At 40.8% G+C, this 21,655-nt stretch carries 21 protein-coding genes; all 21 read right to left on the bottom strand.

All coding sequences use genetic code 11. The features are described 5' to 3' along the window. The 21 genes from PQ511_RS19440 to PQ511_RS19340 all read right to left on the bottom strand — a co-directional run bounded on the left by PQ511_RS19440 (position 1) and on the right by PQ511_RS19340 (position 21,642). A complete protein-coding gene (locus PQ511_RS19440) occupies positions 1–1,668 on the bottom strand; it encodes a long-chain fatty acid--CoA ligase (protein ID WP_273853622.1) in 1,668 nt (555 codons plus the stop codon). A 27-nt stretch (positions 1,669–1,695) separates the two neighbouring features. Beyond that, positions 1,696–2,931 carry an ABC transporter substrate-binding protein gene (locus PQ511_RS19435; protein WP_273853620.1) on the bottom strand — a complete coding sequence of 412 codons (1,236 nt, stop codon included), beginning with the start codon at positions 2,929–2,931 and terminating at the stop codon, positions 1,696–1,698. 31 nt (positions 2,932–2,962) lie between these two features. Further along, the gene (locus PQ511_RS19430; protein WP_273853618.1) at positions 2,963–3,670 is read right to left on the bottom strand and encodes an ABC transporter ATP-binding protein; all 708 of its coding nucleotides are present in this window, start codon (positions 3,668–3,670) and stop codon (positions 2,963–2,965) included. Continuing rightward, on the bottom strand, positions 3,648–4,427 hold the full coding sequence (locus PQ511_RS19425) for an ABC transporter ATP-binding protein (protein WP_273853616.1): 780 nt from the start codon (positions 4,425–4,427) through the stop codon (positions 3,648–3,650). Before PQ511_RS19425 ends, PQ511_RS19430 begins: the two co-directional genes overlap by 23 nt. Further along, positions 4,427–5,434, bottom strand: a complete 1,008-nt coding sequence (locus PQ511_RS19420) for a branched-chain amino acid ABC transporter permease (RefSeq protein ID WP_273853614.1) — start codon at positions 5,432–5,434, stop codon at positions 4,427–4,429. The genes PQ511_RS19425 and PQ511_RS19420 overlap by 1 nt, the downstream gene beginning before the upstream one ends. Beyond that, positions 5,434–6,297, bottom strand: coding sequence for a branched-chain amino acid ABC transporter permease (locus tag PQ511_RS19415; protein WP_273853612.1), 864 nt, complete (start codon positions 6,295–6,297; stop codon positions 5,434–5,436). The genes PQ511_RS19420 and PQ511_RS19415 overlap by 1 nt, the downstream gene beginning before the upstream one ends. 112 nt (positions 6,298–6,409) lie before the next feature. Further along, positions 6,410–7,201, bottom strand: coding sequence for an enoyl-CoA hydratase/isomerase family protein (locus PQ511_RS19410; RefSeq protein WP_273853610.1), 792 nt, complete (start codon positions 7,199–7,201; stop codon positions 6,410–6,412). 19 nt (positions 7,202–7,220) lie between these two features. Beyond that, positions 7,221–7,988, bottom strand: coding sequence for an SDR family NAD(P)-dependent oxidoreductase (locus tag PQ511_RS19405; RefSeq protein WP_273853608.1), 768 nt, complete (start codon positions 7,986–7,988; stop codon positions 7,221–7,223). Between the two features lie 15 nt (positions 7,989–8,003). Next, positions 8,004–9,752, bottom strand: a complete 1,749-nt coding sequence (locus PQ511_RS19400) for an acyl-CoA dehydrogenase FadE (RefSeq protein ID WP_273853606.1) — start codon at positions 9,750–9,752, stop codon at positions 8,004–8,006. Next, a complete protein-coding gene (locus PQ511_RS19395; protein WP_273853603.1) occupies positions 9,733–10,488 on the bottom strand; it encodes a 2-phosphosulfolactate phosphatase in 756 nt (251 codons plus the stop codon). The genes PQ511_RS19400 and PQ511_RS19395 overlap by 20 nt, the downstream gene beginning before the upstream one ends. 8 nt (positions 10,489–10,496) lie before the next feature. Beyond that, entirely contained in the window at positions 10,497–11,558 is a 1,062-nt protein-coding gene (locus PQ511_RS19390) for a phosphotransferase family protein (RefSeq protein ID WP_273853601.1), read from the bottom strand. A gap of 50 nt (positions 11,559–11,608) precedes the next feature. After that, positions 11,609–12,013, bottom strand: a complete 405-nt coding sequence (locus tag PQ511_RS19385) for an acyl-CoA thioesterase (RefSeq protein WP_224594064.1) — start codon at positions 12,011–12,013, stop codon at positions 11,609–11,611. Positions 12,014–12,031: 18 nt separating this feature from the next. Beyond that, complete coding sequence (locus PQ511_RS19380) at positions 12,032–12,808, bottom strand: enoyl-CoA hydratase (protein ID WP_273853599.1); 777 nt, start codon at positions 12,806–12,808, stop codon at positions 12,032–12,034. Continuing rightward, the gene (locus tag PQ511_RS19375; RefSeq protein WP_273853597.1) at positions 12,808–13,692 is read right to left on the bottom strand and encodes a 3-hydroxyacyl-CoA dehydrogenase family protein; all 885 of its coding nucleotides are present in this window, start codon (positions 13,690–13,692) and stop codon (positions 12,808–12,810) included. Before PQ511_RS19375 ends, PQ511_RS19380 begins: the two co-directional genes overlap by 1 nt. A 79-nt stretch (positions 13,693–13,771) precedes the next feature. Beyond that, complete coding sequence (locus PQ511_RS19370; protein WP_098443799.1) at positions 13,772–14,341, bottom strand: TetR/AcrR family transcriptional regulator; 570 nt, start codon at positions 14,339–14,341, stop codon at positions 13,772–13,774. 75 nt (positions 14,342–14,416) lie between these two features. Beyond that, positions 14,417–16,033: a long-chain-fatty-acid--CoA ligase gene (locus PQ511_RS19365; protein WP_273853594.1), complete on the bottom strand. Its 1,617-nt coding sequence runs from the start codon at positions 16,031–16,033 to the stop codon at positions 14,417–14,419. A gap of 18 nt (positions 16,034–16,051) precedes the next feature. After that, a complete protein-coding gene (locus PQ511_RS19360) occupies positions 16,052–16,804 on the bottom strand; it encodes an SDR family NAD(P)-dependent oxidoreductase (protein WP_273853592.1) in 753 nt (250 codons plus the stop codon). Positions 16,805–16,815: 11 nt separating this feature from the next. Beyond that, positions 16,816–17,985: a thiolase family protein gene (locus tag PQ511_RS19355; RefSeq protein WP_273853590.1), complete on the bottom strand. Its 1,170-nt coding sequence runs from the start codon at positions 17,983–17,985 to the stop codon at positions 16,816–16,818. Positions 17,986–18,002: 17 nt separating this feature from the next. Beyond that, on the bottom strand, positions 18,003–18,776 hold the full coding sequence (locus PQ511_RS19350) for an SDR family oxidoreductase (RefSeq protein ID WP_273853589.1): 774 nt from the start codon (positions 18,774–18,776) through the stop codon (positions 18,003–18,005). Positions 18,777–18,791: 15 nt separating this feature from the next. After that, positions 18,792–20,000 carry an acyl-CoA dehydrogenase gene (locus PQ511_RS19345; protein ID WP_273853588.1) on the bottom strand — a complete coding sequence of 403 codons (1,209 nt, stop codon included), beginning with the start codon at positions 19,998–20,000 and terminating at the stop codon, positions 18,792–18,794. A 103-nt stretch (positions 20,001–20,103) separates the two neighbouring features. Then, entirely contained in the window at positions 20,104–21,642 is a 1,539-nt protein-coding gene (locus PQ511_RS19340; protein WP_273853587.1) for an acyl-CoA carboxylase subunit beta, read from the bottom strand. Positions 21,643–21,655 lie beyond the last annotated feature (13 nt).

Below are 21,655 nucleotides of genomic sequence, written 5' to 3'. Positions count from 1 at the left end.
TTACTTCACTCCCTCTGCTTTTTGACGCTCGTTATCCTGAAGCTTCCGCCATAAAATTTTTCCACTACTCGTTGTAGGAAATGCATCCATAAATTCAATCATTCTCGGATATTTATAAGCTGCCATCTGATCCTTAGACCATTCAATAATCTCTTCTTCTGTTACTTTACCTTTATCTTCTTCATTTAATATCACGAAAGCTTTCACTGTTTCTCCTCGCCTTGGGTCCGGTACACCAACGACACACGCTTGTTGAACAGCTGGGTGTTTATATAAAATCGATTCGACTTCAGTTGGCCATACTTTAAAACCGGAAGCGTTGACCATACGCTTCACCCGATCAATCATAAAGAAATATCCCTCTTCATCATAACGACCAATATCTCCAGTTCTGAAAAAAGACTTTCCATCTAGTTCAATAAATGAACTGCGATTTTCATCGTCCCGATTGTAGTAGCCATCAAATACCTGAGGACCATTCACAATGATTTCACCTGGCTCTCCAGCACCAAGCTCCTTCATTGTATTCGGATCGATGACACGAGCATCCACATCAAACGATGGTACACCAAGGCACTGAAGTTTGGGGAAATCTGGTGGATTAAAGTGTGTGTGTGAAATTGTTTCAGATAAACCATAGCCTTCGATAAATCTCAGTCCAGTTAATTTGTACAATTTCTCTCCTACAGCGGCTGGTAAAGGAGCTCCTCCCCCAGCAAGTATTTTCAATGATGAGATAGAGTAGTTTGGTAGATTGGGATTTGACAGAAAATCAATCAGCATTGTGCTAATATTTACCCAGTTAGCAACTTCATACTGTTCAATGTATTTGGCTGCCAAATTGCGATCCCAGCGTGTCATAATGACCATTGGGGCTCCGCTATAAATCGGTGCGTGCATGCTATGGAGCATTCCTGTTACGTGGAAGAGAGGAAGCGTTACAAGATGCATTCCATCAGCAGTAATATTCATCCACTGGGAGGCACCGACCGCATTTGCTTGTAACGTTCGATTTGGATGAATACATCCTTTAGGTAAACCTGTTGTACCAGATGTATATGGCATTACTGCAACATCATTGATTGTACGCACATACTCTCCAGGTTCATGTGAATGATGGATTGCATCTTCCCAAGTATAATGTTTTGGTTTGTTTACTCTAGATGTCTCGAAAGCCACCTCACCCGGTACATCACTTTCATTACCCGCATAGTAAGAGTACGCTGCTGTAATCACATTTGTAAGAGTAGTCGTGTCAACTAATGGCTCTACTTTATCATAGAGCTCTTGACCCACAATTGCTGTTTTCATCTCGCAATCTTTAATGTAAAATGATAGCTCCTCTGCTGTTAACATCGGATTAATTGGAACGACAACAGCGTTAGCTCTTAAAATTGCATAATAACTAATGACAAACTGTGCGGAATTTTGCATAAAAAGAAGGATGTTTTCTCCTTCCTTCACATTCAACTGTTCAAGAAATGCAGCAGTCTGATCAACTTCATCAAGTAACTCTTTATACGTCATCTTTGCACCATAATATATAATCGCTTCTTTATTTGGATAGCGTTTAGCTGAAACTGTCAGATTATCATAAATGGTTGTTTCAGGAATGGTTAAAGAGTATGGTACTCGTTTCGGCCAGAATTGAAAATGATTTGATTGCATTTATTTTAGATCCCCTTTCATTTTCTCTTAATCTTCTATTTTTACAACTTCTCCATCTTCAACAGCTCCAATGGCAGGCTTCCAGTCAAATGCACCACCGTTATAAATCCCTGTTAGGTGCCATACCATTTTTTCATCAGGAAGCGACTGAATGGCGGCATCTATACTTTCCATAATTTTCTTTGGATCATCGACTGAACCTGATTCAGACATTGCATTGGCAATGACATGCATGGCTTGATAATTAAAAGCACCCTCTGCAGTCGGAATTCGATCAAAACGTTCTTTATAGTGACTAATAAATGCTTCGGCACCTGGCGCATCGCTATCAATAATTGGTAGTGCTCCAATTGTCCCCTCTAACTGATCAAGTCCACCTAGTACCGGCTCAATTTCCTCAATTTTTGCTTGGTCCATCAGCATAAATCCACCTTCAAAGCCTAATTCTCTAGCTTGTTTAATAACGAGGGCTGTTGGCTGTGATGGTCCTCCTACAAAAAGCACGTCTGGATTGTTGCTTAATGCTTTTGTGACAATTGAGAAAAAGTCAGTATCTTTACTAAAATCAATGGACCCTTCAAAAACGACTTCTCCACCATTCTCTTCCCAAACTGGTTTTAGTGCTTCTGTCCAGTCTTTTCCGTACTGAGATGAGGTTGGTAGCATTGCAATTTTCTTACCAAACCGTTCCATTTGATAGTTTGTAAAAACTTCAGGATACGCACTATACGCTGGTGGAATCCCTAGTGTTAGTGAATTATCCTGTTCCATAATTTTAGGCTCACTAGTATAGGCGGCTATTAAAAAATTTTCTTGTTCGTTAAACACTTGTGTGGCGAACACACCACCGCTATGTGGAACAAAAATAACTGGCGTATCATTTTCTTGGACTAGTCTTCTCGCATTTGTTCCAGTTTCATTAGGCAAATACTGATCATCAAGCGTTATAAGATTAATCCCGTATTTTTTGCCATCTACATTAATGCCTTCTTGATTAATTTCATCCACAGCCATTTCTATACCGCTTAGCGTATTCTCCCCATAGTAAGCTGCAGGGCCACTTAAAGGCCCACTAAATCCAATATTCACCGTATTTTCCATCGTTGATTCTGCACTCGTTTCCTTGCTCGTATCCTTTGGTTCGTTTGTATTTGAAGCCCCTTCATTGCTAGAATTACTAACTGAACCTGCCGCACAACCTGCCACTACGATCATCCCGATCAACATTACCATGTAAACAAAAAGCTTTATCCCGATTCTCATTGTTTTCCCCCTATTCAAATCGATTCCGTTATCATGCTCCAATATAAGCTTTTCGTATTTGATCATTTGACAAAAGTTCCTCTTTACTACCTTCAAGAACAATGTTGCCACTTTCAATCACATAGCCCCGGTTAGAAATCTGTAGTGCAGCATTGGCGTTTTGCTCAGCTAGAAGAATTGTTGTGCCTTGTTCATTGATATCTTCAATAATATGAAACATTTGCTCCACAATGAGTGGGGCTAGCCCCAATGAAGGTTCATCTAGTAAGAGAACTTTCGGTTTTGCCATTAAGGCTCGTCCAATCGCTAACATCTGCTGTTGCCCGCCACTAAGAGATCCTGCTGCCTCATGACGTTTGTCATGTAAAATCGGAAAAAGGGAATACACCTCCTTTAAGCTCTGTTCCACTTCTTTTCGTTGTTTTCGATGAACAAAGCTACCCATTTTCAAATTTTCGTATACGGACATTTGTGGAAACAACTTTCTACCTTCAGGACATTGCACAATCCCTTCTTTTACTAAAGAGTGGGGTGCTTTCCCAGTTAACTTACGATCCATAAAAACCACATCACCAGAAACTGGTTTCATCAATCCACTGATCGTACGAAAGATCGTACTTTTACCTGCGCCGTTAGCTCCAAGTAAGACAACCGTTTCACCTTTTTTTACTTCGAGTGAAATATTCTGAAGTACAGTAGAAGCACCATAGTTAACGTTAATATTGTTTAACTGGAGCATGCGCTTCACCTCCGAGATAGGCTTGAATCACAGCTTCATTTTGACGAATTTCTTCAGGTCGGCCTTCTGCAATTTTCTTCCCATGATTTAAAACAACAATTTGATCAGCAAGGCTCATAATCATTGGCATTTTATGTTCGATTAAACAAACTGTAATTCCGTGGTCCGCCATTTTCCTCATTAAATATGCGAGCCCATCCGTTTCATCCGGATTCACTCCTGCAGCAGGTTCATCAAGAAGAACCATTTCTGGGTCTGTGGCTAAGGCAAGCGCAAAGGCAAGTCTTTTCTTTTCTTCCTGCGAAATAAGAGAGACAGGGTGTTCTACCACATGCATCATTTCAACAAACTCTAGCGCCTCAAGTGCTTTTTGATAAGAGCGTTTTTCTTCCTCTTTTTCTCTTTTCGTTCGAAATATCGCATCCCAAATTCCTGACTTTGTTCGTAATCTATGTCCGATCAAAACATTATCCAGGACGGTTGATTGCTCAAATAAATTAGTTGTTTGAAAGGTCCTCCCAATTCCAAGCCGCGCAATTTGTTGGGGAGGCATTTTTGTTATATCGTGATCTTTAAATAAAATTTTCCCTGATGAAAGTGGATGAATTCCACTAATGAGATTAAAAAAAGTAGATTTGCCTGCACCATTTGGGCCAATTATGGCTGTAATCGTTCCTTTTTCAACCGATACACTCACATCTTCAACGGCTGCTAGTCCCCCAAAACGTTTTGTAATTCCTTCTGTCGAAAAGAACATTACCCTGCCTCACCTACTTTCCTTTTCACATCATGTTCTTCATTCGCTACCTTAACTCTTTGCTGTTTCTTTTTTTGAAAATAGCCATTTATACTTCCAGTAATCCCACGCGGATAGTATAGAACTAATAAAACAACAACCGGTCCAAAAATAAGCATGCGATATTCTTCAAGAAATTGTAATGATTGAGTAAGTGAAATCACAATAAGCGTTCCGACAATAGGTCCTGCAAGTGTTCCAATGCCCCCAACTAGAAGATACATCAGCATTTCAAACGTAACGGTAATCGCTGAGATTTGTGGACCGATAAAACGGATAAACGAAGCATATAACGCACCTGAAAGTCCAGCAAACAAGGCTGACAGAGTAAATGCCAATAGCTGGTTTTTCATAATGGATATCCCAATCGTTTTGGCAAGTTCTTCACTGTTTCTTATCGCTATAAACGTCCTTCCAAGAAGAGAATGAACAATACGATAACAAAGGAAAATCGTAAAAGTTAGAAAGAACAAAGCTAGGTAATATTGAGATGTTAACGTATCAAACGTTATCGGTCCTAAGTTTCCTGGAGCGGGAATCCCAATTAAACCTCTTACACCACCCGTTAAGCTATCCCATTTGTCAATTAAAAGATAAACAATGACGCCTACGCACATGGTATAAATTGCAAAGAAATGAGATTTCGTTCGTAGAGCGATAACCCCAACTAAAGCGCCCGCAATGGATGTAATAAGTACTGCTAATAGTAAGGATAGCCAATATGAAAAACCTGCCTTCGTTGTCAAAAGACCAAGGCCATAGGCTCCAATTGCAAAAAATCCTGCGTGTGCGAGTGACAAATAGCCTACATAACCTGAAATAATATTGTAGCCATAGACCGCGATGGACCAAATAAAGACCAGCGTAAGCAATTGAAGGACATACATATTAGGGAATACCAGAGGGAATAACACAGCAGCCAAAGCTACGATAATGAGCAGTACACGCTTCGATAAGACATTCAGCATTACTGAACCCCCTTCGTGAATAACCCGGTTGGCTTCGCTGTAAGAATAACTACGAGTAAGAGAAACGCAATAACGTCTTTATAATCAGAAGATATGTACGTTGCTCCAATACTTTCTGTTAGGCCAAGCAAATAACCACCAAGAATTGCTCCAGGAATGCTTCCCATCCCACCAATGATGATGATAACGAAAGCTTTCATAATAACCAGGTTACCCATAGTAGGAAAGACAAGATTAATTGGAGAAGCTAATGAGGCAGCTGCAGCTGCTAATCCACCAGCGATCGCAAAGGTAAGCCAAGCAACCTGGTTTGCATTAATTCCTACAAGAAAAGCACCTTCTCGATTTTGTGCCATTGCAACGATTGCTGCGCCTATCATGGTTTTCGTTAAGAAAAAATGAAGCGCTAGCATAAGAATTACTGCAGCTACAATAATTAAGAGGCGTTGTAGCGTTACAGTTAATCCGAATAAATTTACGACCGATCCATATGGAGTGTCCATTCTGTAATATTCAGTGCCCCACATAAACTGACCAAATGCTTCTAGAAAGAGAAGGATCCCAATAGCTGCAACCATCATTCTCATTCCATCAGCGCCTTCAAGCTTTTTGAATATAAGCTGCTGAGTAACAACCCCAAGTAAGGCGACCACAGCTATCGATGCTATAATCGCAATCCAATAATGAAAACCAAATCCGACCATCATCATCAGCGTAATATAGGCTCCAACCATATAAAAAGCACCATGAGCGAAGTTGGGTACATGTAAGATACCAAAAACGAGGGTTAATCCAAGGGCAACAAGCGTGTAAACGCTTCCAATTGTAAGTCCGTTAAAAATCTGCTGGAAAAGGAGCTCCATCATATTCCTCCTCTATTTAATAAGATCCAGGCAAAGGGGACGGCGGACTTATGAAGGGGATTCAAGATGTAGAAAAGAATCTGGATTGAAAATTCAATCCAGATCATGAAATTTATTTACCTTTAAATTGTGGCGCGCGTTTTTCCTTAAATGCAGTTGCTCCTTCTTTGTGGTCTTCTGTCGTAACCATTAATGCCTGTGTAATCCGCTCTTGTTCGAGTACTTCAGCCAAGGAAGAGGTTAGCGAAGAATCTGCAATTTTTTTAATGAAACCATATGCTTTACCAGGACCTTTTGAAAGCTTCTCAGCATATGCCATCGCTTCTTCTTCAAGGTTGGATAGTGGATAAGTTTGGTTTACGATATTTAGTTCTTTCGCTTCTTTTGCTGAAATTGGTTGAGCTGAGAAAAACAACTCTTTCGCTTTGTATGGACCGATTAAGCGAGGAAGGAATGAAAGCCCTCCACCATCTGAAATTAAGCCTACTTGAGAAAAGCTTAATACAAAGCTACTATCTTCAGCTGCTAGAATAATGTCACTAGCTAGTGCTAAGTTAAAGCCTGCACCAGCTGCAAAACCATGAATAACAGAAATAATAGGTTTCTCTAGATCTTTCATGGCGAGGACCAACTCATTTAATTTACCGATGTGTTCATATACTTCAGTTGAGGTCGTATCCCCCATTGTTTTAACATCTCCCCCGGCACTAAAGGAACGTCCGGCTCCTGATAGCATGACTACTCGGATTTCATCGTTTTCCTTAGCATCTTGAATAGCTTTTGTTAATCCTAAAATCATTTCGGGACTAAACGCGTTAAGCGCCTCAGGACGATTAAGTGTCAAGTGAAGCACTGCACCATGTACATTGACTTTTAAATGTTCCGTTTTCACTGTTGTTTCCATTATTCAACACTCTCCTTTTTTATACGATGAGCCAACCGCCGTCGACTAATAAATCTGAACCAGTCATATAACTCGCTTCAGATGAAGCCGCAAACGAAATCACATTTGCGATTTCATCAGCTTGTCCCACTCGTTTTAATGCTGTATTTCGTTTAATAGAAGCTTCAAATCTTTCATTCTTCAAACCGTCTTCTGTTAATGGCGTCTCAACAAATCCTGGTGAGACTGAGTTCACCCGAACATATGGTGATAATTCAACTGCAAGTGCTCTTGTAAAATTGATAACTGCTGCTTTGGCTGCACTATAGTGAGGGATTTGCGCCCCTGCTTTATGACCAGACAGAGAAGCAACATTTACAATCGAGAAGTCCATTTTCTCTTCTTCTTTGGCACTTTCTAACATCATTTTCCCAAGTGTTTTTGAAACGAGAAAAACACTTTTTAAATTTGCGTTTTGCGCATGATCCCAGTTTTCTTCTGTCATCTCAAGAATCGGAGATCCTTGTGATCCGCCAGCATTATTAATTAAGACATGAACTGTTCCTGTGTTTTCTTTAATAAAAGAGGACAATTGATCGATTTGATTTTGACTCGTTACGTCAGCAACAAAAGTAAGAACATTTCCTTCTAATCCTTTAAGGTCATCTTTTGTTTGCAATAACTTTGCTTCCGTCCGACCAACAAGAATAACAGTTCCTCCTTCTGATGCTATTCGTTTAGCTGTCATAGCACCGATTCCACTTCCTCCACCGGTTATGACTGCTGTTTTTCCTGAAAATCTACCCATTTTTCTCACCGCTTCCTAAACTTCATACTTCAAATGATTGTAGCTATGCTTTGCAATTTCCCGATTTCGTTCAAGTGAATTTCCAAAATCATAACTTGATAGTTCACGTATGATCAGATCCAGAACTTCCCGTTTTTCATGAGCAGGAAGGACACTCATGATCAACTTTCGAGCTGACGCTTCCACTTTTAATAGCGAATCCTCGAGAAACGTACGTGCTAATAGCGTTTTGACATCATTTTCTTGTAATCCTCCCTTTATGGCACGCAAAACGGAGGATTCAGCTGCATATAACGTAATGGCTATATTGGCAAGTTTCATCACAGATTCTTGATGATTCATGATGCCCTTACCGTGCTTTTCATACGCCAGTCCTGTACAAACTAAAAGCACATTTCGCATGCTTCGAATCGCATCATTTTCAGATAAAGAATGATTTTCCTTCGAAGATAACTCTCTTTTCGCTTTTTCAACTAGTTCTTCTAAAGGAATTTCACCTTTCATCGCCTTTTTAAGTAAATTACCTGGGATTAATAAGCGATTCACCTCATTCGTTCCTTCAAAAATGCGATTAATCCTTGAATCACGGTACATTTGTTCAATCGGATATTCTTGAATAAAACCTGCACCACCATGTAACTGTAGTGACTCATCAACAACCTCATCGAGTGTTTCAGATCCAAACACTTTACAAATCGCACATTCGACTGCATATTCCATCATTTGCTTCCCTACGATTCGATGGTCCTCTTCATTGTACAAATCTTTCATCGCCTCTTCTAGAAGGGATGCTGTGCGATATTGGAGCGATTCTGAAGCATAGATTCGAGCCATCATGACTGCTACCTTTTCTTGAGTAGCCGTAAAACTTGCAATGATTTGGCCGAATTGCTTCCGTTCATTTGTGTGTTGTAACGCTAATTTTAGCGCGTGCTTTGCTCCACCAGTACAAGCAGAGCCCAGGTTGAATCGTCCCAGATTCAAAACATTAAGGGCAATGACGTGACCTTTTCCTACCTCACCTAGAAGATGATCAATTGGAACCTGGCAATCTTCTAAAATAACCGATCGTGTAGATGATCCTTTGATTCCCATCTTTTTTTCTTCCGGTCCTAGAGATAACCCTGGAAAGTTCTTTTCTACAATAAAAGCTGAAAAATGTTTTCCATCAACTTTGGCATAAATGATAAACGTATCAGAAAATACTGCATTCGTAATATACAGCTTCGTTCCGTTTAAAACATAATGAGTGCCTTCGCTATTTAATACTGCTGTTGTTTGAGAGGCTAGCGCATCAGATCCTGCATTCGGCTCTGTTAAACAATAAGCGCCCAGATATTCACCTGAAGCAAGTTTAGGTAGGTATTTTTCCTTTTGTTCATTTGTTCCAAAGTGCGTGATTGGAAGCGTTGCGATACACGTATGATTGGATTGGGCAACGCCGTATCCACTCGTCCTCCCAACAACTTCTCCTACAATCCCTTTTGATATCTTATCTAGCCCAAGACCACCGTACTTTTCTGGAATACTGTGTCCAAGCAGACCAAGTTCCCCTGCCTTTTTTAATAAAGTGACAACCTGATCAAAATCTTGATTTTCAATTGTTTCTCGATGAGCTTCAACTTCCTTTGTCACAAACTGATGAGCTGTTTTTGCGATCATCTTATGCTCATCCGTAAAATCTTCTGGTGTAAAAATATCTTTAGAACCAGAATGCTGATACAAGAAATCGGCTCCCGATCGACTAGATCTGGTTTGTGTCATGATGAACCTCCTCTCGAACGACTGTTTTTTGACCTTTTACGAAAGGAATAATCGAAAAAATTCCTTCTGAAGCAACGAAACTGATTTCCTCTTCAAAACCATATTTTTGAATCATTTGACCGACACGTGATGAAAGCAAAACATCCTCACCACTATTAGCGCTACCTGAATAGAAAGAAAGAGCTGCGCGCGACGAATCGGTTAACTCCCAGTTAGGATTTGAAGAAAGCATTTGATCAATGAGATATCCAGCTCCATAGAAGTCTTCCAACGCGAACTCTCCAGAGGAACCTGAACAAACCATCACGATCGTTTCATTAAAATGATGATCATTAAGCTTCTTTGCAACAGCATGACCATTTAGTAATGAAGCGACATAGACTCTTTTTGCTTCACTTGTTCGCTTAATTGCTACGGTTCCATTCGTAGTTGATAAAATGAGTGTTTTTCCTTTAACCGATTTCTTTAATTGCAATGGATTGGGGTCAAGGAATCCTTCTATCGTTCGACCTTCATATTCTCCGGATAACAAATAACTTCCTTCAGGTAAAGCTTTAGCTACATGCATCGCCTCATGTTGATCGAGCACAGGAATAACCTGCTCTGCTCCAAATTCTAGAGCGGCCGTAATCGTTGAAGTTGCTAAAAGAACATCAAGGACTACAGCAATTTTTTCTTCACTTATTTTTGCTTGATCAATATCTTCCTTTTTCAAAACCACATGTATTTTTCCCATATGAACTCCTAACGCTTTACTCCGGCATTATCACGTGCATGGGCAATTAAACTAGCGACAAATTGATTAAGATGACGGAAGCGCTCGTCTTGTGTTTGGCCCATTTTCCATCGATAATAGATTTGCTGGCAAATGACAGCGAGTTTAAAGTAGGCAAATGTTAAGTAAAAATTCATTTGAGACACGTCACGCCCCGATTTCTTCGCATATGACTGGATAAATTCATCCCTCGTTATAAAACCAGGCATAACTGTAACTGGTGCTTTCCCCATACCAGCTTTTAATATCTCTGGGTCATCTTTTTGTAACCAGTAGCCCATCGCTGCCCCTAAATCTGCAAGCGGGTCTCCTACCGTGGTCATTTCCCAATCAAATAATCCAACAATTTCACTGTAGTCATGAGCAAACATCGCATTGTTTAATTTGTAATCATAATGAATAACGGTAGGACTTTGAGATTGAGGGATATTTGACGCCATCCAGTTTGTAAGTTCATCAATACCTGGAAGATCGTCTGTTTTTGATCGATTGTATCGTTTAATCCAGCCGTGTACTTGCCGTTCCATAAACCCATCTGGATGAGTAACTTCCGCTAAGTTCGTCTTTTTGTAATCAATGCTGTGCAGGTCAACTAACGTATCTACCATCGTTTCGGAAAGGCTTCGACACAAATCCTCAGTCGGTTGAACGCCTTCAGGAAATGATGTATCAAGAACAATGCCTCTTCTTCTTTCCATAAGAAAGAATGGAGCATCAAGCAAAGTCTCATTGTAGAGATACGGTTTTGGTGCTAGTGGAAAAATGGGATTTAATTCTTTTAATATTGTAAACTCTCGCTGCATGTCATGAGCTTTCGGTGCTACTGGTCCAAGCGGTGGTCTACGTAGCACCGCTTCCCAATCACCAATTGATAGCTGATAAGTTAAATTGGAGTGCCCAGTACCGAACTGTTCAACGAGTAAAGGATCATCACTCAGATCATCAATGTTTTTCTTGATAAATTGCTCAAGTTTCTGTTTATCGAGCTCCTCTCCGTCTCGGACAGGGATCGTATCGTGTGAATAAGCCATATGCCACACTCCTGATTACATAATATTCAGTCATTAATCTCAAAAAATAGTTAGAGGAGCTGATAAGATTCCTCCAGCTTTAAGCGTAAATCATCTGGGATCACTTCACTCGCTTGTTTCTTGAAATCAAAATAAACGACTGTTGCCTCTCCTTCAGCTACGACCGCATTACTTTCCGTATCTTTTATATAATGCATAAGGGTGAAACTTTTTGACCCTATCCGCTTCACGGTTGTCTCAACCTGTAGAGACTGATTAAAATAGGCCTGTTTCAAAAAATCACATTTCGTAGAAACGAGAATGAACGGCCAATCGTCTGTGCCAGTTCGCTTACCCAAATAATCGAAAAACTGAACGCGCGCTTCTTCCAGATAAATAAAATAACTAGTATTGTTCACATGGCCGAGCGCATCCGTCTCACAAAATCGTACTCTAACATTAGTATGGACACTCATTTAACTTCCTCTTTTCTATTACCTGTGAGTAAAGGCAGGCTTTCTTTTTTCCATAAATGCTTGTACGCCTTCTTTAATATCTTCTGTTTGAAAAACTTCTTCAAACAATTCTGCTTCAAGTTCAACGGCAGATTCAATAGGCAGGTGCGCACCATTGTTCACTGCTTTTTTGATTCGTGATAAAGCCTGCAGAGATTGACCAGTTATTTTTGAAGCGAGTCCCTGAGCATAAGTCATGCCTTGTCCGGATGGTACCACGTGATTGACAAGACCGTATCGATCTGCCTCTTCAGCTGAAATTGGTTCACCTGTGAACATCATTTCCTTTGCTTTCGCTTCTCCAATAAGTCTAGGAAGACGCTGTGTGCCTCCACCACCTGGGAAAAGTCCTAGCTTTATTTCAGGAAGTCCAAGCTGAGCATGTTCCTCAGCAATTCGCATATCACACGTCATTGCAAGTTCACAACCTCCACCAAATGTTAATCCATTAAGCACAGCAATGGTCGGTTTTGGAAAATCATCTAAATAATTTAATACCTGGTGAGTTTCCATCACGATATTCTTAAAGCCAGTCTGTCCAATCCAATCTGGAAACTCTTTAATATCGGCTCCGGCCATGAATGCTTTGTTTCCAGCACCGGTTAGAATCACAGCTACAGCATCTTGATTCGCTTCTAACTCTGTAAAAACCTCAAAAAGTTCAGTTGATACTTGTTTGCTCATCACATTTAAAGGGGGATTATTAATCGTCACGATAGCCGTCTTTTCATGAATTTCATACGTCACCATTTTCATTAATTTTTCACTCCTTCTTTTGTATAGTCATACCAGCCTTTTCCTGTTTTTCTTCCAAGTGTTCCAGCTTTCACTTTATCCTCAATGGATTTTGAGGGCTTGTCTTCTGGATTTCCAGTTTCGTTATAACGTTGCTGCATCACGTAATACCCAACATCTATTCCAGATAGATCCATTAATTCGAATGGCCCAATTGGGTGATTAAGAGCTTTGCGACAAATCAAGTCGATATCTTGGAAATCTGCAATTCCTTCTTCGTACAGATACATCGCTTCTTTTTGCAATGCACCTAAAATCCGATTCGCAACGAATCCTGAAATTTCTTTTTTTAGTAACACCCCTGTTCGATTAATACGCTCGCAAACCGCCATCGTAAGCTGGGCTGTTTCTTCGGAAGTCGCTTCACTCATGACCACTTCTACACAGTCCATCACAAGAGGTGGGAAGAAGAAATGCATGTTAACGACTTTTTCTTTACGATTTGTTGCGGAAGCAATTAATGAGTTCACGATTGTAGAACTATTAGTTGCCAGAATCGTATTGGGATCTGCTAATTGATCGAGCTTTTCAAACACTTCACGCTTTACATCTAATTTCTCAACTATGGCTTCAATAATGAAGTCAGCTCTTACCGCTGCTTCTTCAAGATTTGTTGAAAATTGAAGTCTTCCAAATGCTGCTGTCTTTTGATCTTCAGTGATTTTGCCTTTCTTAACCCACTTTGCCATAATTCCTTCAAGCTTTTCACCTGCATCTTTTAGAGCAGCTTCATTTATATCCTGAATCATAGTTTCATACCCACCAAGCGCACAAAGCATACCAATCTGGTGCCCCATAGAGCCAGCTCCGAGTACTGTTATCGTTTTGATTTCTTCTAGTTTCATTCTATTTCCTCCTCAAAGTAACTAACCGGTTAGGATGTAAAATTCGCAAGCGCTTTCATGTTTTTGGGAAAAGGAAAGCTTATCTGCTCTCCTCAATCCCATTTAAAACCATATCAACAAAAATACTTGCTACTTCTTTATCTGACACTGGACCGTTCGGCTTGTACCATTGATAGGTCCAATTTGTAATACCTAGAATGGCAAACGTGACGATATCAATATTGAGATCTTTTCTAAACTCGCCATTTTTGACACCTTGTTTTAGTAAATCCTGAAAGTAATAGCGGATTTGATCACGCTTTGGAAGGATTTCAGCGAGATTTTCTTCTTTTAAATTCTTCATTTCTCGAAAGAAAACTCGCGCACTGTGTCCTTCTAATTCAACGTTATGGATGAGCATATAAACCATATCGTAGAGTTTTTCTTTACAACTTTTAGACACGTCTTCTAAAATATCTTTCTGTTGCTTAATCATGCCATCGATATAAGAAGAATGGATGTCCATTAACAATGCTTCTTTACTCTTAAAATAATAATAGAACGTTCCTTTTGTTACACCGATTGCATCCACAATATCCTGAATCGACGTTTCACTAAATCCATTTTTTTCAAACAGTTCAATACTTTTAACAGTTAGTTTGTGTTTCATGCTAGTACCCTCTCAATCTATCAATCTACATTGATTTAGATTATATCATATGGAGGTTACTTGGAAGCATCCAACCTATACCTGTCGGGCTTCATCACGGATCGAACGTCTTAAAATTTTCCCTACACTCGTTTTAGGAAGCTCATGACGAAACTCTACGATTTTAGGCACTTTGTAAGGAGCCATTTCGTCTTGACAATAAGAAATGACTTCTTCCTCAGTTAAACTCGCTCCAGGTTTCTTCACGATCACCGCCTTAACTGTCTCTCCCCGATAAGGATCAGGCACACCGACAATCACTGCTTCCATAATGCCTGGATGCTCATAAAGAACTTCTTCAATATCACGAGGGTAAATATTATAGCCGCTAGCTATTATCAAATCCTTTTTTCGATCTATGATGGAGACATACCCATCAGCATCCATTTTCGCAATATCTCCAGTGTATAACCAGCCGTCCCGTAACGTATTTGCCGTTTCTTCCGGCATATTCCAATACCCCTTCATCACTTGCGGCCCTTTAATTACCAGCTCACCTGATTCACCGACAGGTACCTCTGTACTTCCTTCCCCCAAATCTACGATCCTGTATTCTGTCGAAGGAAAGCCAATCCCGACACTCCCGGGCTTACGCTCACCAAAAGGAGGATTAACATGAGTAGTTGGAGAGGCTTCACTTAGCCCGTATCCTTCAAGAATTTTAGCTCCAGTTTTTCGTTCAAACTCTTTCATTAATCCAACCGGCATCGGTGCGCTACCACTATTACACGTTCGGATGCTTCCAAGATTATATTTTTCTGCGTCTGGATGATTCGTTAAAGCGACATACATTGTTGGAACACCAGGAAACATAGTTGGTTTCTCTGTTTCAATCGTTTTTAAAACTTCATTAACGTCGAATTTCGGCAAAATGATGCTCTCTGCTCCGATTCGAATTGATAAATTCATGCAAGATGTCATCCCAAAAACGTGGAACAAAGGAATAACCGTTAAACATTTTTCTTCACCAAATATGAATTCATCTTTAAAAAATTCGAGGCACTGCTCTACGTTTGCCATCAAATTACGGTGCGTTAGCATAGCTCCTTTCGATCTTCCAGTCGTTCCACCTGTGTACTGCAGAACAGCAATCTCTTCTTTAGGATCGATTGAAACTTCTTCTAACGCCTTAGACGAACTTTGCAAAAATTCATCGAAAGTAAGGTCAGGAGCGAAAGTCGCTTCAGTAGGCTGAAGAGAAACAACAATGACATTCTTCACATTTGTTTCGTTCTGTATAGCTTTCAACCTTGGATAAAGCGCATCATAAATGACGATTGTTTCCGCCCCAGAATCGGCTAATATGTACTGAAGCTCACGTTCTACAAGCATTGGATTGATCTGGGTAATCGTACCTCCCGCTTTTAACACGCCATAATAACTAATTGCAAACTGAGGACAATTTGGTAACATAAGCGCTACTCGATCCTTTGGTTGCATGTCACAATTATGTTGAAGAGCTGATCCGAAAAGGGTTGAAAGATGTCCAAGTTCCCGATACGTTATTTTTTTATTATAAAAAGAGAGAGCGACTTGGTCTGGATAATCCTTTACTGTTTTCGTTAACATGTCTTGTAGAGAAATATTCGGGATATCAATCGTGCTGGAAATGGAATCGGGGTAATGTTTTATCCAACTTTTTTGCTCGTTCATCCTTACACCTCCGAGTAATTAAAACGTTAATCCGCCTCCGTCAACAAGAAGACTAGTTCCTGTAACATAGGAAGCTTCATCCGAGACTAGGAATAGCACGGCGTTTGCAATTTCCTCTGGTTGTCCGATCCGTTTAAGCGCATTGGCTTTTGATATAATGGGCCATTTACGTTCATCTTCTTTCCATGGTGTGACGATGTTCGTATCAATTACACCAGGGCACACAGCATTCACTCTAATATTTTTACTTCCGTATTCAAGTGCTGCATTTTTAGTTAACGTAATTACTCCGCCTTTAGAAGCGTTATAAGGAGCCATATATTTTTTTCCTTTGAATCCTAAAAGGCTTGACGTGTTAACAATTGCCCCACCATTACTTTTTTCCATTAATGGAATGCTGAATTTCATTCCTAGAAATACACCTCTCAAATTAATCGACAAAACACGGTCCCATTCATCCACCGACATATCAGCTAATTTCACTTCTTCATTACTAACACCTGCATTATTAAAAAGAATGTCGAGGCCACCATAGTGCTGTTCACACTCTTCTACAAGCGCTTTCATTTCTCCTTCATTTGCCGTGTCCGTTTTTAAAAAAATGGCATCTCCTCCCATTTTTCGAACTTGTTCGACCGTTTCTTCTCCAGATTCCGCGTGAATATCAGAGACGACTACCTTTGCCCCTTCATCGGCAAAGCGAATTGCAGTTGCTCGCCCGATACCTCCACCGCCTCCAGTTACAATTGCGATCTTATCCTGTAGCCTCATTTCATCCCTCCTTATTCGCGTTCTAAAACAGTTGCAATTCCTTGACCCCCACCAATACAAGCAGTGATCAGCGCATATCTTCCTTCTCGACGATCAAGCTCATAAATCGCTTTTGTTGCTAAAATAGCTCCCGTTGCCCCTAATGGATGACCATGAGCAATCGCTCCACCGTTAACATTCACAATATTTTCATTCATTTTCAATTCTCGATCACAAGCAAGTACCTGAGCGGCAAACGCTTCATTTATTTCAATTAGATCCATTTCGTCAAGAGATAATCCTGTTTGTTTCATCAATTTTTGCGTAGCTGGAACTGGTCCGATTCCCATTATATTCGGATCAACACCGCTAACCGCATACCCTCTCACAACTGCAAGTGGTTTTAACCCAATGCTTTCAGCTTTTTCGCGCGACATTACAATTAAAGCGGATGCAGCGTCATTTAAGCCAGAGCTAGACCCCGCTGTAACACTTCCTCCTTTTTTAAATACGGGAGGTAATGAAGCAAGGCGTTCGATCGTTGTTTCAGGTCTTGGATGTTCATCCTTTGTTACTGTAATCGGATCTCCTTTTCGGACAGGTACGTGAACAGGCGCAATTTGAGAGTCAAAATAACCTTCAGCCATGGCTTTGCCCATTCGCTCTTGACTTCTTTGAGCAAAAACATCCTGTTCTTCTCGCGTAATCTCATACTTCTCAGCTAAATTTTCCGCCGTAATGCCCATTGGAGGATCGCCAATTTCGTCAGGAGAAAGGCGTGACTTCATAAAACGAGGAGGCATCGTACTATATGGCTTAGACGGTTTTTCCATTAAGTATGGGGCCAGGCTCATGCTTTCTGCTCCGCCTACAACATAAACGTCGCCATCTCCCGATTTAATGGCTTGTGCAGCAAGATTTATCGCATTTAATCCCGATCCACACTGACGATCAATCGTTAGACCTGGAATTGATAGAGGAAGACCGGCCTGCAGTGCGGTTAGCCTCGCAATATTTCCTCCTCCGCCAATTACGTTTCCGAAGATCACGTCATCGATTGATTCAACATCTAAATTGATACGTGCTACTGCTTCCTTAAGCGCGATTGCACCCAGCTCATGTGCTGGAATAGTTGCAAACGCACCTCCTTGTCTTCCAATCGGTGTTCGTACACTAGAGACAATAACTGCTTCACGATTCATTTAGATTACCCCCTTCACTACATTGCATGTTGTCCACCATCAACAATTAAGATATCTCCTGTTACATAATTCGAAGCATTCGATGCAAGAAATAGCGCTGCCCCTTTAAGGTCATCGTCTGTCCCAAACCGATTGAGCGGCGTTGTTTCTAGCATCCTCTCACCACCGGCTTCAATTAACCCTTTTGACATTTTTGTAGGGAAAAAGCCTGGTGCTATTGCATTAACATTAATATTGTAGCTCCCCCACTTTACAGCAAGGTCTTTCGTAAAGGTAATCACTGCACCTTTACTCGTGTTATAACCGATTGCATCCATATAGCGAGGGTCAGCACCTCCAAGGCCTGCAACAGAAGCGATGTTAATGATCTTTCCACTTTTTTGTTTAATCATTTCTTTCCCAACTGCCTGTGCAAATAAGAAAGTACCAGTAACGTTAACCTCCATTACTTTGTGCCAGGCTTGAAGTGGCATTTCTACTACAGGTGCCCCCCATGAAGCGCCGCTATTATTAACGAGAATATCAATACGACCAAATTCTTTTATGGTCGCATCAACGACATCCTGAACCTGTTCTTGGTTTGTTACATCACATTCAAACGCTAGTGATTTTACTCCAGCTGCTTTTAGCTCCTCGCTAACAGCTTCACAAGCTTCTCGTTTCCTTGAGCAAATCACGACGTTTGCACCTGCCTCTGCAAATCCTTCAGCGATTTGCTTGCCAAGCCCTCTTCCTCCTCCTGTTACAATGGCTGTCTTTCCTGTTAAGTCAAATAATTGCATCACGTTCATATCTTATCCCCCTTATCAACGATATTTCTTCAATTCCTGTCTCGCGACTGCACTGCGATGGACTTCGTCAGGACCGTCAGCTAGTCGAAGCGTTCTAGCGTTAGCCCAGTGAGCTGCTAACGTATAATCATCGCTTACACCCGCACCTCCAAATGCTTGAATGGCTCGGTCAATCACGCGGAGAGCCATATTTGGGGCTACTACTTTAATCATGGCAATTTCTGCTTTAGCTTCTTTATTACCAACCGTATCCATCATGTGTGCTGCTTTTAGTGTAAGTAATCTCGCCTGTTCAATCTCAATACGAGAATCGGCAATCCACTCGCGAACGACGCCTTGCTCCGAAATTTTCTTACCAAAAGCTTCGCGACTTTGTACGCGCTTACATAAGTCTTCAAGCGCTCGTTCTGCCGTGCCGATTAACCTCATGCAGTGGTGAATTCGTCCAGGTCCAAGCCTTCCTTGAGCAATTGCAAAGCCTTTTCCTTCTTCCCAAAGCATATTCGAAGCTGGCACTCTGACATCTTTGTACTCGATTTCTGCATGTCCATGCGGTGCGTGATCATAACCAAAAACAGGAAGCACACGCTTGATCGTAACACCTTTCGTATCAAGTGGAACGAGAATCATGGACTGCTGTTCGTGTTTTGCTGCATTTGGATCATTCTTACCCATGACAATTGCGATTTTACATCTTGGATCTCCTGCGCCAGAAGACCACCATTTCGTTCCATTGATGACGTATTCATCCCCATCACGTTCAATGCGGGCTTGAATGTTTGTAGCATCAGAAGAAGCAACATCCGGTTCTGTCATTGAGAAACAAGAGCGTATGTCTCCAGAAAGGAGGGGCTCTAGCCACTGTTTCTTTTGTTCGTCTGTCCCGTAACGTACTAATACTTCCATATTTCCAGTATCAGGGGCAGCACAGTTAAATACTTCAGGTCCAATCATAGATCGTCCCATTACTTCGCAAAGAGGTGCATACTCAGCATTTGTTAATCCAGCGCCATAGTCACTTTCGGGAAGAAAAAGATTCCATAATCCAGCATCTTTTGCTTTCTGTTTCAATTCTTCCATAATTGGAGGAATGCTTGACCACCTACTGTGCTGTTCTGAAAGCTGTTCTTCATACACTTTTTCATTTGGGTATACATATTCATCCATAAATGTCGTTAATTTTTCAAGGTAGGATTGGCAACGCTCGGAATAATCGAAATTCATCTATTGTTCGCTCCTTTTAACCGATATCTAACTAACCGGTTGGTATGTTCTTACAACCAGTATAAATTTATTATTCTTAATATTCAATACATTTTAACAAAAATTAAAAACCAGTTGGCCAATTTGCTAGCTTTCTTTCACTGAGTGAACCTTTTTTATAACATGCCAGTTCTAGCGTTTTAGCAAGAAACTTCCTCGTTTCTCCCGGCTCAATTACATCATCAATTAAATGTTTTGCCGCTGCTTTATAAGGTGAACTATCAAAACTCCATTTTTCTAAGAGCTTCTCTCGATCCTCTTTTGGATTTTCAGATTGCATCAATTCTCTTCCATAGACGACATTGATCCCAACTTCTGGGCCAGTAAAATTAATCTCAGCAGATGGCCAGGCAACGACAAAGTCGGCTCCCATTGTTGGACCACACATATTTCCGTAAGCCGCTCCCACGCTTTTCCTTATTACCACTGATACTTTAGGAACTGTTGATTGTGCAAGAGCTTGATTCCACATCATAATCTTTGTTGGAATTTTTCCTTTTTCTGCTTCAGAGCTGACTCGAAAACCAGGAATATCGTGAAGAAAGATTAAGGGAATATGAAACGAATCGCACATGCAAATAAAATCTGTAGCCTTCTCGCATTCTTGAACACCTGCCGCACCAGCATATTTCATCGGTTGATTTGCAATAATCCCTACTGATCTCCCTTCGATTCTTGCTAGAACAGTTAGAAGTGCAGGGCCGAATTCTGGCTTTATCTCAAAAAAATTCCCATCGTCAACTAACGCAGCGATGACTTTTTTCATATTGTAAGCGCGATTTCGCTTTTCAGGAACAAGTGATAGCAACTGATCAACCCTTCTTTCTACAGAATCATCATTTAGAAAAAGTGGCGGTTCTTCTTCGCTATGTGATGGAAGAAAGCTTAAGAATCTCTTTATTTGAGCAATGCATTCTTCTTCGGTTTCAGAAGATTGATCAATTTGTCCTGTATAGTGATGATGGACTTCAACGCCGCCTAATTGTTCTTCTTCTATTTTTTCACCAGTCGCCATTTCAAGCATTCTAGGTCCAGCAACTCCCATACACGTTCCATTTAATTGGGTTACAAAATCAGAAGATACTGCAAGCCACGTGGGTCCTCCAAAGCTATCACCAAGAATGGCCGTTACCATTGGAACTTCACGATGATGGGTTAACATTTCTTGAGGAAAAAGCTTATCGCTAATGCCATCAGACCCCATTCCATCTGGCATTCGTAGCCCTCCTCCTTCACTTAAATTAACTAAAGGCAAACCTCTTTTTAATGCATAAGCATGTGCAGCTTTCGTTTTTCGAATATGAACGGCGCCCTCTGTACCGGCAAACACCGTTTTATCGCCTGCCTGCACAACGACTGGACGGCCATCTACACGCCCTACCCCACAAATAACCCCATCACCTGAACTCTTTTCTTCTTGTCCAGGAATCTCAGAGGTGTTTAATTTGCCAAACTCAAGAAAAGATCCTTCATCAACAAGAATCGCTATTCGTTCACGAGCGGTCTTTTTTCCTAATGCATGAAGCGCATCAATCTTGTGTTGACCACCCATTCGTTCCGCACGAAGTCTACGATTCTTCAAATCTTCTACATATGATTCCATCATTCCACTCCTT

The organism is Guptibacillus spartinae, from assembly GCF_028610625.1.
Lineage (GTDB): Bacteria > Bacillota > Bacilli > Bacillales > Guptibacillaceae > Guptibacillus > Guptibacillus spartinae.
Note: the sequence above shows the minus strand (reverse complement) of the source record. Positions and strands in the feature narration are given on the sequence as shown.

Bases quoted from the DNA above. Each gene is read 5' to 3' on its own strand.
- PQ511_RS19440 (WP_273853622.1), bottom strand. From the start codon at position 1,668: ATGCAATCAAATCATTTTCAATTCTGGCCGAAACGAGTACCATACTCT.
- PQ511_RS19435 (WP_273853620.1), bottom strand. From the start codon at position 2,931: ATGAGAATCGGGATAAAGCTTTTTGTTTACATGGTAATGTTGATCGGG.
- PQ511_RS19430 (WP_273853618.1), bottom strand. From the start codon at position 3,670: ATGCTCCAGTTAAACAATATTAACGTTAACTATGGTGCTTCTACTGTA.
- PQ511_RS19425 (WP_273853616.1), bottom strand. From the start codon at position 4,427: ATGTTCTTTTCGACAGAAGGAATTACAAAACGTTTTGGGGGACTAGCA.
- PQ511_RS19420 (WP_273853614.1), bottom strand. From the start codon at position 5,434: ATGCTGAATGTCTTATCGAAGCGTGTACTGCTCATTATCGTAGCTTTG.
- PQ511_RS19415 (WP_273853612.1), bottom strand. From the start codon at position 6,297: ATGGAGCTCCTTTTCCAGCAGATTTTTAACGGACTTACAATTGGAAGC.
- PQ511_RS19410 (WP_273853610.1), bottom strand. From the start codon at position 7,201: ATGGAAACAACAGTGAAAACGGAACATTTAAAAGTCAATGTACATGGT.
- PQ511_RS19405 (WP_273853608.1), bottom strand. From the start codon at position 7,988: ATGGGTAGATTTTCAGGAAAAACAGCAGTCATAACCGGTGGAGGAAGT.
- PQ511_RS19400 (WP_273853606.1), bottom strand. From the start codon at position 9,752: ATGACACAAACCAGATCTAGTCGATCGGGAGCCGATTTCTTGTATCAG.
- PQ511_RS19395 (WP_273853603.1), bottom strand. From the start codon at position 10,488: ATGGGAAAAATACATGTGGTTTTGAAAAAGGAAGATATTGATCAAGCA.
- PQ511_RS19390 (WP_273853601.1), bottom strand. From the start codon at position 11,558: ATGGCTTATTCACACGATACGATCCCTGTCCGAGACGGAGAGGAGCTC.
- PQ511_RS19385 (WP_224594064.1), bottom strand. From the start codon at position 12,013: ATGAGTGTCCATACTAATGTTAGAGTACGATTTTGTGAGACGGATGCG.
- PQ511_RS19380 (WP_273853599.1), bottom strand. From the start codon at position 12,808: ATGAAAATGGTGACGTATGAAATTCATGAAAAGACGGCTATCGTGACG.
- PQ511_RS19375 (WP_273853597.1), bottom strand. From the start codon at position 13,692: ATGAAACTAGAAGAAATCAAAACGATAACAGTACTCGGAGCTGGCTCT.
- PQ511_RS19370 (WP_098443799.1), bottom strand. From the start codon at position 14,341: ATGAAACACAAACTAACTGTTAAAAGTATTGAACTGTTTGAAAAAAAT.
- PQ511_RS19365 (WP_273853594.1), bottom strand. From the start codon at position 16,033: ATGAACGAGCAAAAAAGTTGGATAAAACATTACCCCGATTCCATTTCC.
- PQ511_RS19360 (WP_273853592.1), bottom strand. From the start codon at position 16,804: ATGAGGCTACAGGATAAGATCGCAATTGTAACTGGAGGCGGTGGAGGT.
- PQ511_RS19355 (WP_273853590.1), bottom strand. From the start codon at position 17,985: ATGAATCGTGAAGCAGTTATTGTCTCTAGTGTACGAACACCGATTGGA.
- PQ511_RS19350 (WP_273853589.1), bottom strand. From the start codon at position 18,776: ATGAACGTGATGCAATTATTTGACTTAACAGGAAAGACAGCCATTGTA.
- PQ511_RS19345 (WP_273853588.1), bottom strand. From the start codon at position 20,000: ATGAATTTCGATTATTCCGAGCGTTGCCAATCCTACCTTGAAAAATTA.
- PQ511_RS19340 (WP_273853587.1), bottom strand. From the start codon at position 21,642: ATGGAATCATATGTAGAAGATTTGAAGAATCGTAGACTTCGTGCGGAA.